Origin of the sequence: Halopseudomonas pelagia, assembly GCF_009497895.1 — a bacterium.
In the GTDB taxonomy this organism is placed as follows: domain Bacteria; phylum Pseudomonadota; class Gammaproteobacteria; order Pseudomonadales; family Pseudomonadaceae; genus Halopseudomonas; species Halopseudomonas pelagia_A.
In genome coordinates, this window is sequence record NZ_CP033116.1 from 3,327,629 (window position 1) to 3,341,347 (window position 13,719).

Below are 13,719 nucleotides of genomic sequence, written 5' to 3' on the forward strand. Positions count from 1 at the left end.
CGCGAACAGGTCTTCCAGTCCCGTTCTTCAACCCCTTCCCTCAATCCCTACCCTGTTTTGCCCTAACCCTTGTTCAGAAACGCCTCGCCTTCGCGGCGGCTATCCTTGACGGCCTGTAGGAACTCATCCCCCCAGCGCTTGATATCGTTGTGCTGCACTACGCCAAACATCTCGCGTACGCGCGCTTCGCGCTCAGCCCGGCCCAGCGTCAGCCCCAGATAGAGCGTATCGCGCATATCATGCGGATCGTGCGGATTGGTCAGCAAGGCGCCATGCAGCTCGGCCGCCGCGCCAGCAAACTCGGACAACACCAGCACACCGCGACCCTCGCATAAGCCCTGGGTAGCGACATACTCCTTGGCGACCAGATTGAGACCATCACGCAACGGGGTAATCCACATCACGTCAGCCATCAGGTAATAGGCAATCAGGTCGCGGAACGGAAACGCCCGGTAGAAGAACTGCACCGGTGACCAGCCAACCCGTGAGAAGCGCCCATTGATACGACCCACCGCCTGTTCGATCTGCGCCAGCAGCGTTTCGTAGATGGTCATCTCGCGGGCTGCCGGGACGCAGATGGTTAACAGCGAGACCTTGCCGATCAGCTCGGGATGCGCGTCCAACAGCGCTTCGAAAGCCAGCAGCTTGGCCAGAATGCCCTTGGTGTAATCCAGCCGCTCAACCGAGAGCACCACGCGCAGGCCTTTAAGCTGCTCGCGCAATTCCTGCATCTGCGCCTGGCACTCGGGCTCGTCGATCACGCTCGCAACTCGGCCCACATCCAGCCCCACCGGATGCGCCCCCAGGCCGATGTGCCGGCCATGCACGGCCATGGTCCGGGTCATGTTGTCCAGTCCGACCGCGCAACCATAGGTGAGAAAGCGCGGCGCGCAACCCTGGGTTTCCAGCACTTCTACCGGCGCTACGCCGCGCACCACATCGACAAAATTCTCCGACTGCCGAGGAATGTGAAAACCAATGTAGTCGCACTGCAGCAGGCTGCCGATAATCTGCCGGCGCCAGGGCAGCACGTTGAACACGTCAGCCGAAGGAAAGTAGGTATGGTGAAAGAACGCGATGGTCAGATCCGGGCGCAAGGGCCGCAGAAACGCCGGCACCATCCACAGGTTGTAATCGTGCAGCCAGACCACCGCGCCCTCAGCCGCCTCAGACGCGGTACGCTCGGCGAACAGACGGTTGACCTTGAGGAAAACCGTCCAGTCGTCTTCGCGGAAAATCGCTCTTTCCCAGAAGGTATGCAAAGTCGGCCAGAAAGCTTCCTTGGAAAAGCGCTTGTAAAACACATCGACCTGCTCCTTGGTCAACGCCACTCGTGCGGCAACCAGATTCGGATAGCGTTCGTCGTCGACCTTGGTATGCACTTCGAACACCCGGCCCTGGCGTGGATCGTGAATCGACCAGGCAACCCAGGAGCCGCGCTGCTCACCGCCAAAGAAGCTCATCAGTGTCGGCAGAATGCCGTTTGGCGAGGTATGCGGCCGGCGCACCAACTGCCCATCCTCCACCGCTTCTTCATAGGGCAGCCGGTGATAGACCATGACCAGGTCAGCTTTGCCCTTGATGCTCAACTCCGGCAATTCGGAAGACACACCGCGAGGCCCAAGAAAACCGAAATGCCCGAAGGCCTCTAGAATCCCGCCGCAGCCGCTCAGGCGCGCATGCAGCACCTTGGCACGGTCTGCCGTGGCATCCAGCAGCGCGGTCTCGGACTCACCGACGCACACGCCTTTGAAGCCCTGCTCGTACATCGACAGGTCATTCAAGGTATCTCCCGCGACCAACACCTCGTCTTCGGACACCGCAAGATGCTCGATCAGACGCCGCAGGGTGCTGCCCTTGTTAACCCCTGCGGGTAGACAGTCCAGGTACATATCGGCGGAATACAGCAGATCGCAACCCAGCGCTTTGACAGCCTCGCGCACTTCCTCCGTGACCGCGCCCTCATCACAGAAGTAAGAACAGCGCCGCTGCTGTGGCACCGTCTGCCGGTCAATTCCAGGAAACTCGGCCATGCGCGCCGCCACCACCTGCTCACCCGGCCAGGTGGCTTCAATTTCGCTTTGCAGCGGATACACCGCCTGCAATGTGTGGCCGTCGACCAGCGTCGCACCCACATCACAGATGATGTAATCCGGACGCGGTATGGCCGGATCGGATAACAGCGGCACCACGACCTCGAGGCCGCGGCCGGTGACGAATATCAGCTGGATATCCGGGTGGGCATCAATCAGTTGATACAGGCGTTGGCGGTTATCAGGGTCTCCGCCAAGAAAGGTTCCATCTAGATCAGTTGCCAGAATCATCGGCTTTACTCCTGTCTGCTGCCGGTTTAATTGTAGACTCGCTGTCAGCGGACGGCGGCGGTATGTCGGTCTCCGCGTCTTCCAGCATCATTTCCAGCACCGCTGGCGAAGTGCGGACCATAGGCACATAGTGCGCTGCGCCGTCGACGATCCGATCCTTACCGAGCCGCGACTGCTGCAGCGCATACAGGCCGCAGAGCCCGAACATCAGGGTAAAGAACAGCGGCAAGGCCATGGGCGAGGTCATGCCCATCAACCACCCCGCCAGTGCCGGGCCGACTGCGGCGCCTACACCGTGCAGCATCAATAGCGAGGCATTGCCGGAGAGAATATCTTCGTGATGCAGGTGGTCGATCAGGTGCGCGACCGCAGCCGGATAAACCGCAAATGCACCGCCGCCAAACAGCGCAGCGGCGACCAGCAGCCACTGCCCTAAAGGTCCAAAAAGCGCCATCAGCACACCGCCGACAGCGGCGACCCCGGCAATCACGGCCAACGCCAGCCGGCGATCCACGCGATCGGAAAGCATGCCCATCGGCCATTGAAATAAAGCGCCAGCGACAATCACCACTGAAACGAAGCCGGCGACCTGGGTGGCGTCCATGCCCATACGACCGGCATACACCGCCCCCAGACCCCAGAAGCCGCCCATCGCCAGGCCAGACAGGGTTGCCGCCGCACAAGCCACGGGAGCGGCGTGCCAGAGACGCTTGAGAGACAACCCGGGGGTGTTGGTTATTACCGGCTGATCCAGTTTGGTGGCGGCAACCGGCATCAGCGCGACGATGATCAGAATGGCGGCGACGGCAAACAGGCTGAAGCCCATTGGGCTGTCCAGCCGCAACAGCTGCTGGGCCAGTGCCAGCGCCCCAAGGTTCACCGCCATATAGATTGCGAACACCTGACCGCGTCGCTCCGGCGGCGCCTGGGTATTCAACCAACTCTCAATAACGGTATAAATCCCCACCAGCGCGGTACCGGTCAGCACGCGCAAGAACAGCCACACGCCAACATCGATAAACAGCACATGGATCAGCACTGAGGCGGCAGCGGCGGCGGCAAAAAAGCCGAACGCACGCACATGTCCCATGCGCCGAATAAGCTTCGGGCATAGCCAGGTACCAACAATAAAACCAACAAAATAAGCCGAGCCCAACAGGCCCAGCGTCTGGTCGGCAAAACCTTCGCCACTGCCGCGCAGGGCCAGCAAGGTATTGAGTAAACCGGTGCCCAGCAACAGCAGGGCGATACCACACAACAATGCTGCGATAGGCAGCAATATGATCATCATGGAGCCGAGTCCTTATGGGTTGCTATCGGTTCCAGACAGAGGGGGTGCAAAAATGCTGTCAGCTCTAAACTGATCGAAAATAGTAAGTATTTCTGGCTCTTATGAAAAAACCATACCCCATCGAGCAGGCGCCCGCCACCGCTAATCCGCACAAGAAGATTTCAATTCGGCCGCTGCATGGCGTTACACTGGCGTCACCATCAACCGCCCTATCTGCATCACGGACCCATCATGCACAGCGTGAATAATTTTGCCCGCCGACTGTTCAGCCCCCTGCTCACGCCCCTAGAAGGTGGTGATCAGGCGTATACCTACACCCCCCGAGCCCGGCTGATTTTATGGGTAGTTGGTCTGCTATTTCTTGGGCTGGGTACCGCCCTCGCGGTGTTTATCCCGCGCGGTATTGATGTGGCGGTATATGTACCGATTGGCGTGTTCTGTCTGGTCGGACTTTTCGCCATCGTGGTCGCCTGGCTGGGTACCGAACGCGCAGTGGCCAAGGTATGGGGAAATCGGCGCTAGGCGTCCCTCACCGCGTGCCAGGACTAGCCTGAGCGCGTACATGCCATCGACTATGGGAGAGCCGCATGACTCAGAAGCATTTGCTGATCGTCGCCCATGCCCCGTCGGACAACACCCGGCGCCTGGTCGAGGCGGTGCTTGAGGGTGCGCGTCATCCTGAGGTCAGCGGCGTAAACGTGAGTTGGAAGCCACCGCTGGAGGCGCAGCCGGACGACGTGTTGCAGGCCGATGCGATCATCCTGGGTACGACCGAGAATCTGGGCTATATGAGCGGCGCCCTGAAGGACTTTTTTGACCGGTGCTACTACCCGGTCCTGGAGCAAAAGCAGGGCTTGCCCTGCGCTCTGTACATTCGTGCAGGCCTGGACGGGACCGGCACCCGCCGCGCGGTGCAAAGCATCGTCACTGGCTTACGCTGGGAATGGGTACAGGAACCTGTAGTGTTCAAAGGCGATTGGCAGGAAGATTTTGTTGCGCAAGCGCAAGAACTGGGGCTGACCGTGGCCGCCGGTCTTGAAGCCGGTATTTTTTGACCCTGTGGCGTTGCCAGGCCGCGCCCTCATCTTATAATGCGCCCCATGGATAAACTCATGGCGCGTCTCGAACATTGCTACCAGCTCGCGGAAACCCGGTTCAATCGCCGCTTTCCACGTCCGCGGGTGGATATCGATCTGCGCGGGCAGCGCGCCGGTGTCGCTTATCTGGGCCGCAATCTGCTGCGCTTCAATGGGCAGATGTATCGCGATCACAGTGAAGACTTTCTCCAGCAAACGGTGCCACACGAGGTAGCGCACCTGCTCGCCGATCAGCTGTTCGGGGCGCGCATCCGTCCGCACGGGCCGGAATGGCAGAGCATCATGACCGGGCTGTTCCAGCTACCCGCGCAACGCTGCCATGATTATCCGGTCAAACGCCGCGGCACCCGTTATTACTACCGCTGTGGTTGCCCGGCAGAAGTGCACTTCACCCCACAGCGCCATGCCTGGGTGCAACGTGGCCGGCAATACCAATGCCGGCGTTGCGGAAACCTGCTGCATTTCACCGGCCAGCAGGCGTTTCACAGCTAATCTCTTTTCCCGGCATTTCCGTCATTCCCTTAACGGCCGCCGTTCCCGCTATTTCCTTCATCCCGCTATTTCCGTCATTCCCGCGAAGGCGGGAATCCATCCTGACCTTCCGAAGATCACCCAGTGCATGCCCCTGATCGCCTCGACTTGGCGCAGATACGCCCGCGAGCTTACTCGCTGGCGACTGTCTGCTCGGCAGACTTCTCGACTTGCCCTTTGAGGCCTTCGAGCAACAGATCGTTGAGGCTCATGGCTTTGTCCAGTCGGCCTTGATCAAAGCGGTCGTCCATCGCCATACCGCCCTTGAGCAGATCACGCAGCAAATCGCTGGGTGATGAGGTCAATTCGTTGGCCGTGCGCAGGGCCTCAAGCAAGCCATCGGCATATTCACGCAGATCGCTGTTCACCGCACTGGAGGGCGCTTCCTGGCCAGCTACCCGGCCATAGGTTTCATTCACCTGGCGCACACTGGTCTGCGTCAGATTCAGTGACATGGATGCCAGCTGCCGGCCGTCCAGGTTCAATTCCAACGCACGGTCAAAGGCACCCGCGTAATCCCCTGAATAGAACTGGTCCGACAGGCCCTGCACTTCACCGAGCAACTGCTCCAGCGCCTTGCGTTCCTGATCATTCAGATCGCCTTCGACCTCCACCTGCCAGCCGCCAACCTGGATACTTTGACCCTGCGCCTGGGTGCCACCCGCCTCTACCTGGCTGCTGGACGCACTGGCCGACGCCTGAGCCACACTGATACGCAAACGGTCACCCTCGCGGGTGGTGACTGACAGATCAAAAGTCTGGGACTGCGCCTCGAAACGGCTGGCATTGGCCGACAACGAAGACTGGTTTGCCTCGCTCGCTTGCGGTAGCAGACGCTCGGCCATATCCTTCATGCCGGTCTGAATCAGCTCGTAGGTCTTGTCGATATCAGCGGCAATGTTGCCGGCCAGCACCCCCATGCCATCGAGAATCTTGCGTGCCTCTTTGAAGCCCTGCTCCACGCCTTTCGCGGCCTGGTCGTACATTTTCTGCAGCTCGGTAGTGTCCGCGCCCGCGGCCTTCTGCGACTCCAGCCGGCCACCGATGAAGCCCAGAATACGTTCAGCGACCTTGGCTGGCGCAAAGTCGTCGGCCTTGCCGTTCAGGCTGGCCTTTTCCAGGCCCAGCCGTTCGGCCAACCGGTTAGCCAGGGTCTGCTGCGGATCAAGGCGCGGCATGCCGCTGGACGTAGATGCGTTCTGGCGCACCATACCTGGCTGAATGGAGTTGAATTGAGTCATCGATACCTTCTCCCGGATGCATATCCAGCGAATGAACACCCGCGTTGGATGTCCGGCTAATGAGTGGTTATCGGCCAGCATCAGGAAAAACTCAGGACCATTGGTCGGATGCTTCTCAATAGCGCATCTTGGGTATCGCCAGCCTTAGCCGACCGCCCTGGCTGCCCGCAAGGCAGCAATCTCCTCTGGCGTTAGACCCATACCCAGTAGTATCCGTTCCGAATCCTCGCCAAGGGCCTTGCCGCCATGCCTGGGGACATTCAGACCACTACCGAATACGATCGGGCAGGCCATCTGCGGCTGCATGACGTCACCAACCGGCACTTGCTGCACCACTCCACGAGCCACCAGCTGCGGATGCCGTGCGGCTTCCTTCAATGACAGCACTGGTTCAACACAGGCATCCACTGCGGCAAACTGCTCGCACCAGTGGCTGAAGTCATGCTGCAGGAAAGCGGCGGTGAGCTCGGCCTTGAGCTTTTGCTGATCACGCTTGCTGGCGGACAAACCGGTAGCCGCCAATTCCGGCCGTCCCAGGGTTTCGCACAACGCTTTTAGAAATTGCGGTTCAAGGCTGCCGACGGCCATCCAGCGACCGTCTCGGGTGCGATAGTAATCATAGAAGCTGCCCCCATTGAGCATGGTGCCTTCCAGCTCGGGTTCCACATCGGCCGCCAGGCACGCCGCACCCGCCATGGCATTCAGGCTGAATACACAATCGGTCATGCTGATGTCCACATGCTGACCTTCACCCGTGCGCTCACGATGCACCACGGCTGCCAGCAGGCCCGCCACTGCATGCAGCGACCCACCAGCCACATCCGCCACCTGCATGCCCAGCGGCACCGGCCCCTCTTCCCGCCTGCCGGTATAACTGGCCAACCCGGACAACGCCAGGTAATTGATGTCGTGCCCCGCGCGATCTCGATAGGGCCCGGTCTGGCCATAGCCGGTAATGGACACATAGATCAGCCGCGGATTGATGGCCTTGAGCGCCTCATAGCCCACGCCCAGCTTATCCATCACACCCGGACGGAATTGATCGATAACGACGTCGTAGTCGGCAATCAAGCCCCGCACAATCGCCTGCGCCTCGCGAGCCTTGAGGTTAAGCCCGATGGAGCCCTTGTTGCGGTTGAGGTAGGCATGGCTGGTGGATACCCCATTGACATGGGGCGGCAACATGCGCACCAGGTCCATGCGCTCGGGTGACTCCACGCGCAACACCTCGGCGCCCATGTCGGCGAGCATCAGCGAAGCAAAAGGGCCGGGTAACAACGTGGAGAAGTCGAGGATCTTCAGTGATTCCAGCGGGCCGGGCATGTCGCCTCCTTTCGTCGTTAACTGCCGTTGAATGAACAGGTTCTCCAGCATAGCGATGCATGCTCGCGACCCATATGGCAGGTAAGCCAGAATCAGGACGAACTAGCAGAATTGACGTTCTCACCAATAGTCCGCTGTCGCCACGCATATGCAGCTACACTGGCCAATCAGCTTCTTCAGGAGACCGGCACATGTCCCAGCTTATCGATATCCACTCCCTGGCAACACTGCTTGATGACCCAAAGCTATGCCTTATCGACTGTCGCTTTTCTCTGGACCAACCGGATCAGGGTCGTTTCGATTATGCCGCTGGCCACATTCCCGGCGCGCGCTATATGCATCTGGATAAGGACTTGTCTGCCAAGGTCGTTCCCGGCACCACCGGGCGTCACCCGCTCCCCGACCCTGGCCTGCTGCAAACCCGGCTGCAACGCATCGGGCTGAATAATGCTGACCAGGTAGTAATCTATGACGACGGCGCCGGTATGTTTGCTGCCCGGCTGTGGTGGTCGTTGCGCTGGCTTGGCCATACAAGCGTCAAGGTATTGGACGGCGGGTTTCAAGCCTGGACCAACGCCGGTCTGCCGGTAAGCCAGGAAACGCCGCGCCCGGCGGCAGAAGGCAATTTTCAAGGCCAAGCGGACAACAGCAAGCTGATTGATGCAGCGGAAATTACCCAGCGCCTGAATGACTCATCGCTGCAGTTGCTCGACGCCCGCGGTCCAGCACGTTATCGCGGCGAGGTGGAACCGCTGGACCCGGTCGCCGGGCATATTCCTGGCGCGGCCAATCTGCCGTGCGCCGAGAACACGCTCGCCGATGGGCGTTGGTTAACGCCGGAACAACTCAAAAGCCGTTTTGCGCCCTGGCACGACAGCGGCAAAGAACTGGTGAGTTACTGTGGTTCCGGCGTAACCGCCTGCCACAACATTCTCGCCGCCGTCGAGGCCGGGCTGCCAGAACCCAAATTATACGCGGGCTCCTGGAGTGAATGGATTACCGACCCACAGCGCCCTGTCGCTCGGGACTAGCCGGCTTAGTCGATAACCGGCGCCTCGCTTGCGCGGCGCAGCGCCTCGACATACGGGCGCAGCGAATAACCCAGCTGCGCCTCCAAATCATCCGCCCAGCTGCGTAAAGCCAGCTTTTCCAGAAACAACTGCCCACTGGCGGGTATGAACAGCAGGATGTTGCCCTCCTCGACCGGCACTTGCAGATACTTGTCGCCAAACAGCTGTTCCAGCATACGCCCGGCATAGGGGTTACCGGTGTTGCCCAACTGCCATTGATTGATGACCAGCAGCCCGCCGGGCCGCAGCGCCCGGTGACAGCGCTGGAAGAATTCGGCCTGCAGCTGCAGACGCGAGATACCGCCCTCCATATACAGATCCACAAACAGCAGATCGCAACTGGCCGGTGATTCGTTGATGTACTGCTCCGCGCAGCCTATCTTGATCTCCAGCCGCGGGTCTTCACTCAACCCCAGCCATTTACGACCCGCATCCACCACCGCCGGGCGCAATTCCACAGCGGTCACCTTTTGCGGCTGAAAATGCTTGAGCAGACAGTTCGCCAGACTCCCCCCACCCAGGCCCAATAATGTGACCTGTTGCGGCTTGTTCTGCCAATAGAGTGCGAGCAACATGGCCCGCGTGTAGTCATATTCCAACCAGGCGGGATCCGCCTCAAAGCAGCAGCTTTGTTCGGTTTGCTCGCCAAAATACAAAAAACGGTAACCCTCTGCCTCGGTCACACGCAGCACGCCGTAGTCGTCACGAATGGCTTCGAGCAGGCTCTCTTCATTACTCATCGAAAAAGGCCTCAAAGCGCTGAAAACACGCTTGAAAAAAGGGATGGGCTGTCTGAATGTCATGACTCAGAGTACCATTGCAGCACTTCAATACCCAATTCAAGAGACCTCATGACCGCACCCTGGACCCCCGACAGCTGGCGCAGCAAACCGATCATTCAGCAACCCACGTATGCCGATGCCAATGCACTGGCGCAGGTAGAAAACACGCTGGCGAGTTATCCACCGCTGGTATTTGCCGGGGAAGCGCGTGAATTGCGCCGCCAATTTGCCGAAGTCACCCAGGGCCGCGCATTCCTGTTGCAGGGCGGCGATTGCGCTGAAAGCTTTGCCGAGTTCTCTGCTCCAAAGATTCGCGATACCTTCAAGGTGTTGCTGCAGATGGCTGTGGTCATGACCTTTGCCGCCAGTTGCCCGGTAGTTAAAGTTGGGCGCATGGCCGGCCAGTTTGCCAAACCGCGTTCCGCCGATGATGAATCCCAGGGCGATCTGACCCTGCCCGCCTACCGTGGCGACATCATCAACAATATAGCCTTCGAAGCCGGCGGCCGCGCTCCTGATCCGCAGCGCCTGCTGATGGCCTACCACCAGGCCACCGCCACCCTCAATCTGTTGCGCGCCTTCGCTTCCGGCGGCTTTGCCAGCCTGGACAAGGTGCACCAGTGGAACCTGGATTTTATCGCCAACTCCGCGACCAGCCACCGCTTCGAAAACCTCGCCAGCCGCATCGATGAAAGCCTGGCCTTTATGCGCGCCTGCGGCGTGGATCTGGAACATAGCGCGCAACTGCGTGAGACCTCCTTTTTCACCGCCCATGAAGCACTCCTGCTGAATTACGAACAAGCCTTCACCCGCCAGGACAGCCTCACCGGCGACTGGTACGACTGCTCCGCGCACATGCTCTGGATCGGTGACCGCACCCGCCAGCCCGGCGGCGCCCACGTGGAATTCATGCGCGGCATCAACAACCCGATCGGCGTCAAAACCGGCCCCAGCACCGACCCGGACGAGCTGCTGCGGCTGATCGACGTGCTCAACCCTGAGAACGATCCCGGCCGGCTGAACCTGATTGTGCGCATGGGCGCAGACAAGGTCGAAGCGCATATGCCGCAGCTGGTGCGCGCCATCGAGCGCGAAGGCAAGCAGGTGCTTTGGAGTTCCGACCCGATGCACGGCAACACCATCAAAGCCTCCAGCGGCTACAAAACACGGGACTTCGCCAGTATTCTCAAGGAAGTGGAACAGTTCTTCGCCGTGCACCAGGCCGAAGGCACCTGGGCCGGTGGCATCCATATCGAAATGACCGGCCAGAACGTCACCGAATGCATAGGCGGCGCCACCCCGGTCACCGAAGCCGGACTATCTGACCGCTACCACACACACTGCGATCCGCGGCTGAATGCGGACCAGTCGCTGGAGTTGGCGTTTATGATTGCGGAGACGTTGAAGAAGGCGCGGCGGTAAGGGGCTGCCGAGACATTTAAGTCAAAATGGATTCCCGCCTGCGCGGGAATGACGAGGTATTGGACGCAAAATGCTCGACCACTAACACACCACCCTCCCACACCGTCATCCTCGCGAACGCGGGGATCCATTGTCGGGTGTAAACGAGGCGCGCATATGCATCTTGATTACCAAACCAAGGTCAAAATGGATTCCCGCGTGCGCGGGAATGACGGGGTTTTGGCACGCACTTCTGCACGACCTGCTACCTCGCACATTCAGATACCGTCATCCTCGCGAACGCGGGGATCCATTGTCGTGGTTGAGTACTCACCCAACTGAGTCAGAGTCACTCAGCAATCTCGGCCCACAGGTCCCGCCACTCCGGATTGAGCTCTTCAACCAACTCCAACTTCCAGAGGCGACGCCACTTCTTTAGTACCTTCTCTCGGCAGATCGCAGCCTCCATAGACCCATGCCGCTCATACCACACCAACTCCTTGACCTGATGCCGCCCAGTGAACCCACCGAACGTACCCGCGCGATGCTGCCACACCCGCTGCACCAAATCCGATGTCACGCCCACATATAAGGTACCTCGCACCCCCGAAGCCATCATATAAACCGCAGGCAACCTCATACCCCGACCTCGCTGTCAGCAAAACCCAATCCTACCCCCCACACCCAGCCAAAGACCGGAATCACCTCACAAAATGAAGGTGAACCAGTACAGTCCTGCACGGCCGAACCCATCTGTACTCTTGAGCCAGCCCAACACGACCGCGCATAATACCGGCCCCCTCGCCGCACCCGCACAGGCCATTACATGTTCCGCTGGTTTGAACAACGACTGAACCCCTTCCCCTCGGACGAACCCCTGGAGCCGCCGCGCACGCTGCTGGCGTTCTGCATGTACTTCACCCGTGGCAGTTGGTTGTATCTGAGCATCGCCGCGGTGCTGATGGCCGGTATCGCGATTACCGAAGTCTGGCTATTCAGTTTCCTTGGCAACATCGTCGACTGGCTCTCGGTACAGAACCGCGAGACCTTTATTCAGAACGAAGGCTGGAAGTTGGTCGGCATGGGGTTGATCGTGCTGTTGCTGCTACCGCTGATGATCCTCAGCAACTCGCTGGTCAGCCACCAGACGCTGATGGGCAACTACCCCATGCGCATCCGCTGGCTGGTGCACCGTTACCTGCTCAAGCAGTCCATGGCCTTCTACCAGGACGAGTTCGCCGGGCGCATTGCGACCAAGCTGATGCAGACCGCACTGGCGGTGCGTGAATGCGTGATCAAGCTGATCGACGTGCTGAACTACGTGGTGGTCTACTTCCTCGGCACGCTGTTGGTCGTGGGCATCGCCGATTGGCGCCTGACCCTGCCGATGATCGCCTGGATGCTCGGTTATGTGCTGCTGATGCGCGTGTATATCCCGAAGATGGGCAAGGTCGCAGAGCGTCAGGCCGATGCGCGTTCGGTGATGACCGGGCGGATTGTCGACAGCTATACCAATATCCAGACGGTAAAACTGTTCTCCCACTCACGGCGCGAATCGACCTATGCCCGCGAGGGTATGGACGGCTTTATGCTGACGGTTTACAAGCAGATGCGCCTGGTAACCCAGGTCAACTTCCTGCTGTATATGCTCAACGGCCTGTTGCTGGTCAGCGTGACCTCGCTGGCGATCTGGCTGTGGCTGAATGAAGCCGCCACTATCGGTGCCGTCGCCGTGTCGACCGGGCTGGTGCTGCGTCTGTGGGGCATGTCGCAGTGGATCATGTGGGAGCTGTCGGCGCTGTTTGAAAATATCGGCACCGTGCAGGACGGCATCAACTCCATCTCCCAGCCGCAGATCGTTCAGGACGTGGAAGACGCCCCTGCCCTCCAGGTAGAGCGCGGCGAGATTCGCTTTGACCACGTGCTGTTTCATTACGGCAAGGACCAGGGCGTATTCGACGACCTGCACCTGACCATCCAGCCCGGCGAGAAAATCGGCCTGGTCGGCCGCTCCGGCGCCGGCAAATCGACCCTGGTCAATCTGCTGCTGCGTTTTCATGATGTGGAAGGCGGGCGCATTCTGATCGACGGCCAGAACATTGCCGAGGTCAATCAGGAGTCCTTGCGCCAGCATATCGGCATGGTCACCCAGGACACCTCGCTGCTGCACCGCTCGGTACGCGACAACATTCTCTACGGCCGCCCCGATGCCGACGAAACCATGCTGATCAAGGCTGCCAGGCAGGCACGTTCAGATCACTTTATCGCCGAGCTGGAAGATGCCAAAGGCCGCACCGGCTTTGATGCGCACGTGGGTGAGCGCGGCGTGAAACTCTCCGGCGGTCAGCGCCAGCGCATCGCCATTGCTCGGGTGATGCTCAAGGATGCGCCGATTCTGATTCTGGACGAGGCGACCTCGGCACTGGATTCAGAAGTCGAAGCCGCGATTCAGGAAAGCCTCAATACCCTGATGCAGGGCAAAACCGTCATCGCCATCGCTCACCGTCTGTCTACCATCGCAGCCATGGATCGGCTGATTGTGATGGACCAGGGGCGGATTATCGAAGACGGTACCCACGCGGAGTTGCTCGCGCAGGGCGGGCTCTATGCTCAGCTGTGGGCGCGGCAATCAGGCGGTTTTCTCGGAGAGGACGTTTAA

At 59.9% G+C, this 13,719-nt stretch carries 12 protein-coding genes; 6 read left to right on the forward strand and 6 right to left on the reverse strand.

Annotated elements, in window-relative coordinates:
* Window positions 1–62 precede the first annotated feature (62 nt).
* Together ggpS and EAO82_RS15425 are read right to left on the reverse strand one after the other, a co-directional pair.
* Window positions 63–2,324, reverse strand: a complete 2,262-nt coding sequence (ggpS, locus tag EAO82_RS15420) for a glucosylglycerol-phosphate synthase (protein WP_096346920.1) — start codon at window positions 2,322–2,324, stop codon at window positions 63–65.
* Window positions 2,308–3,615 carry an MFS transporter gene (locus tag EAO82_RS15425; RefSeq protein WP_096346921.1) on the reverse strand — a complete coding sequence of 436 codons (1,308 nt, stop codon included), beginning with the start codon at window positions 3,613–3,615 and terminating at the stop codon, window positions 2,308–2,310. The genes ggpS and EAO82_RS15425 overlap by 17 nt, the downstream gene beginning before the upstream one ends.
* Before the next feature lie 231 nt (window positions 3,616–3,846).
* Between EAO82_RS15425 and EAO82_RS15430 the strand changes: the two genes are divergently transcribed.
* From EAO82_RS15430 to EAO82_RS15440, 3 genes are all read left to right on the forward strand, one after another.
* Window positions 3,847–4,137 carry a hypothetical protein gene (locus EAO82_RS15430; protein WP_143520327.1) on the forward strand — a complete coding sequence of 97 codons (291 nt, stop codon included), beginning with the start codon at window positions 3,847–3,849 and terminating at the stop codon, window positions 4,135–4,137.
* A 65-nt stretch (window positions 4,138–4,202) separates the two neighbouring features.
* On the forward strand, window positions 4,203–4,670 hold the full coding sequence (locus tag EAO82_RS15435) for a flavodoxin family protein (RefSeq protein WP_096346923.1): 468 nt from the start codon (window positions 4,203–4,205) through the stop codon (window positions 4,668–4,670).
* Between the two features lie 57 nt (window positions 4,671–4,727).
* Window positions 4,728–5,204, forward strand: a complete 477-nt coding sequence (locus EAO82_RS15440) for a SprT family zinc-dependent metalloprotease (protein ID WP_231703226.1) — start codon at window positions 4,728–4,730, stop codon at window positions 5,202–5,204.
* A gap of 170 nt (window positions 5,205–5,374) precedes the next feature.
* On the opposite strand, the gene EAO82_RS15445 is transcribed toward EAO82_RS15440, so the two are convergent.
* On the reverse strand, window positions 5,375–6,484 hold the full coding sequence (locus EAO82_RS15445) for a DUF5610 domain-containing protein (protein WP_174958909.1): 1,110 nt from the start codon (window positions 6,482–6,484) through the stop codon (window positions 5,375–5,377).
* 144 nt (window positions 6,485–6,628) lie between these two features.
* Window positions 6,629–7,807 carry a CaiB/BaiF CoA transferase family protein gene (locus tag EAO82_RS15450; RefSeq protein ID WP_096346925.1) on the reverse strand — a complete coding sequence of 393 codons (1,179 nt, stop codon included), beginning with the start codon at window positions 7,805–7,807 and terminating at the stop codon, window positions 6,629–6,631.
* Between the two features lie 191 nt (window positions 7,808–7,998).
* On the opposite strand from EAO82_RS15450, the gene EAO82_RS15455 reads away from it, so the two are divergent.
* Complete coding sequence (locus tag EAO82_RS15455; protein ID WP_096346926.1) at window positions 7,999–8,838, forward strand: sulfurtransferase; 840 nt, start codon at window positions 7,999–8,001, stop codon at window positions 8,836–8,838.
* A 5-nt stretch (window positions 8,839–8,843) separates the two neighbouring features.
* Here the strand turns inward: EAO82_RS15455 and EAO82_RS15460 are convergent, their stop codons facing one another.
* Window positions 8,844–9,617, reverse strand: coding sequence for a methyltransferase domain-containing protein (locus EAO82_RS15460; protein ID WP_174958912.1), 774 nt, complete (start codon window positions 9,615–9,617; stop codon window positions 8,844–8,846).
* A gap of 111 nt (window positions 9,618–9,728) precedes the next feature.
* Here EAO82_RS15460 and EAO82_RS15465 point away from each other — a divergent pair, with 111 nt between their 5' ends.
* On the forward strand, window positions 9,729–11,081 hold the full coding sequence (locus tag EAO82_RS15465) for a class II 3-deoxy-7-phosphoheptulonate synthase (RefSeq protein WP_096346928.1): 1,353 nt from the start codon (window positions 9,729–9,731) through the stop codon (window positions 11,079–11,081).
* A gap of 328 nt (window positions 11,082–11,409) precedes the next feature.
* On the opposite strand, the gene EAO82_RS15470 is transcribed toward EAO82_RS15465, so the two are convergent.
* Window positions 11,410–11,700 carry a GIY-YIG nuclease family protein gene (locus EAO82_RS15470; protein ID WP_096346929.1) on the reverse strand — a complete coding sequence of 97 codons (291 nt, stop codon included), beginning with the start codon at window positions 11,698–11,700 and terminating at the stop codon, window positions 11,410–11,412.
* Between the two features lie 186 nt (window positions 11,701–11,886).
* Between EAO82_RS15470 and EAO82_RS15475 the strand changes: the two genes are divergently transcribed.
* The gene (locus EAO82_RS15475) at window positions 11,887–13,719 is read left to right on the forward strand and encodes an ABC transporter ATP-binding protein (RefSeq protein WP_096346930.1); all 1,833 of its coding nucleotides are present in this window, start codon (window positions 11,887–11,889) and stop codon (window positions 13,717–13,719) included.

Excerpts from the sequence above, each read along its gene's own strand:
- ggpS (WP_096346920.1), bottom strand. The coding sequence starts at position 2,324 with ATGATTCTGGCAACTGATCTAGATGGAACCTTTCTTGGCGGAGACCCT.
- EAO82_RS15425 (WP_096346921.1), bottom strand. The coding sequence starts at position 3,615 with ATGATGATCATATTGCTGCCTATCGCAGCATTGTTGTGTGGTATCGCC.
- EAO82_RS15430 (WP_143520327.1), top strand. The coding sequence starts at position 3,847 with ATGCACAGCGTGAATAATTTTGCCCGCCGACTGTTCAGCCCCCTGCTC.
- EAO82_RS15435 (WP_096346923.1), top strand. The coding sequence starts at position 4,203 with ATGACTCAGAAGCATTTGCTGATCGTCGCCCATGCCCCGTCGGACAAC.
- EAO82_RS15440 (WP_231703226.1), top strand. The coding sequence starts at position 4,728 with ATGGCGCGTCTCGAACATTGCTACCAGCTCGCGGAAACCCGGTTCAAT.
- EAO82_RS15445 (WP_174958909.1), bottom strand. The coding sequence starts at position 6,484 with ATGACTCAATTCAACTCCATTCAGCCAGGTATGGTGCGCCAGAACGCA.
- EAO82_RS15450 (WP_096346925.1), bottom strand. The coding sequence starts at position 7,807 with ATGCCCGGCCCGCTGGAATCACTGAAGATCCTCGACTTCTCCACGTTG.
- EAO82_RS15455 (WP_096346926.1), top strand. The coding sequence starts at position 7,999 with ATGTCCCAGCTTATCGATATCCACTCCCTGGCAACACTGCTTGATGAC.
- EAO82_RS15460 (WP_174958912.1), bottom strand. The coding sequence starts at position 9,617 with ATGAGTAATGAAGAGAGCCTGCTCGAAGCCATTCGTGACGACTACGGC.
- EAO82_RS15465 (WP_096346928.1), top strand. The coding sequence starts at position 9,729 with ATGACCGCACCCTGGACCCCCGACAGCTGGCGCAGCAAACCGATCATT.
- EAO82_RS15470 (WP_096346929.1), bottom strand. The coding sequence starts at position 11,700 with ATGAGGTTGCCTGCGGTTTATATGATGGCTTCGGGGGTGCGAGGTACC.
- EAO82_RS15475 (WP_096346930.1), top strand. The coding sequence starts at position 11,887 with ATGTTCCGCTGGTTTGAACAACGACTGAACCCCTTCCCCTCGGACGAA.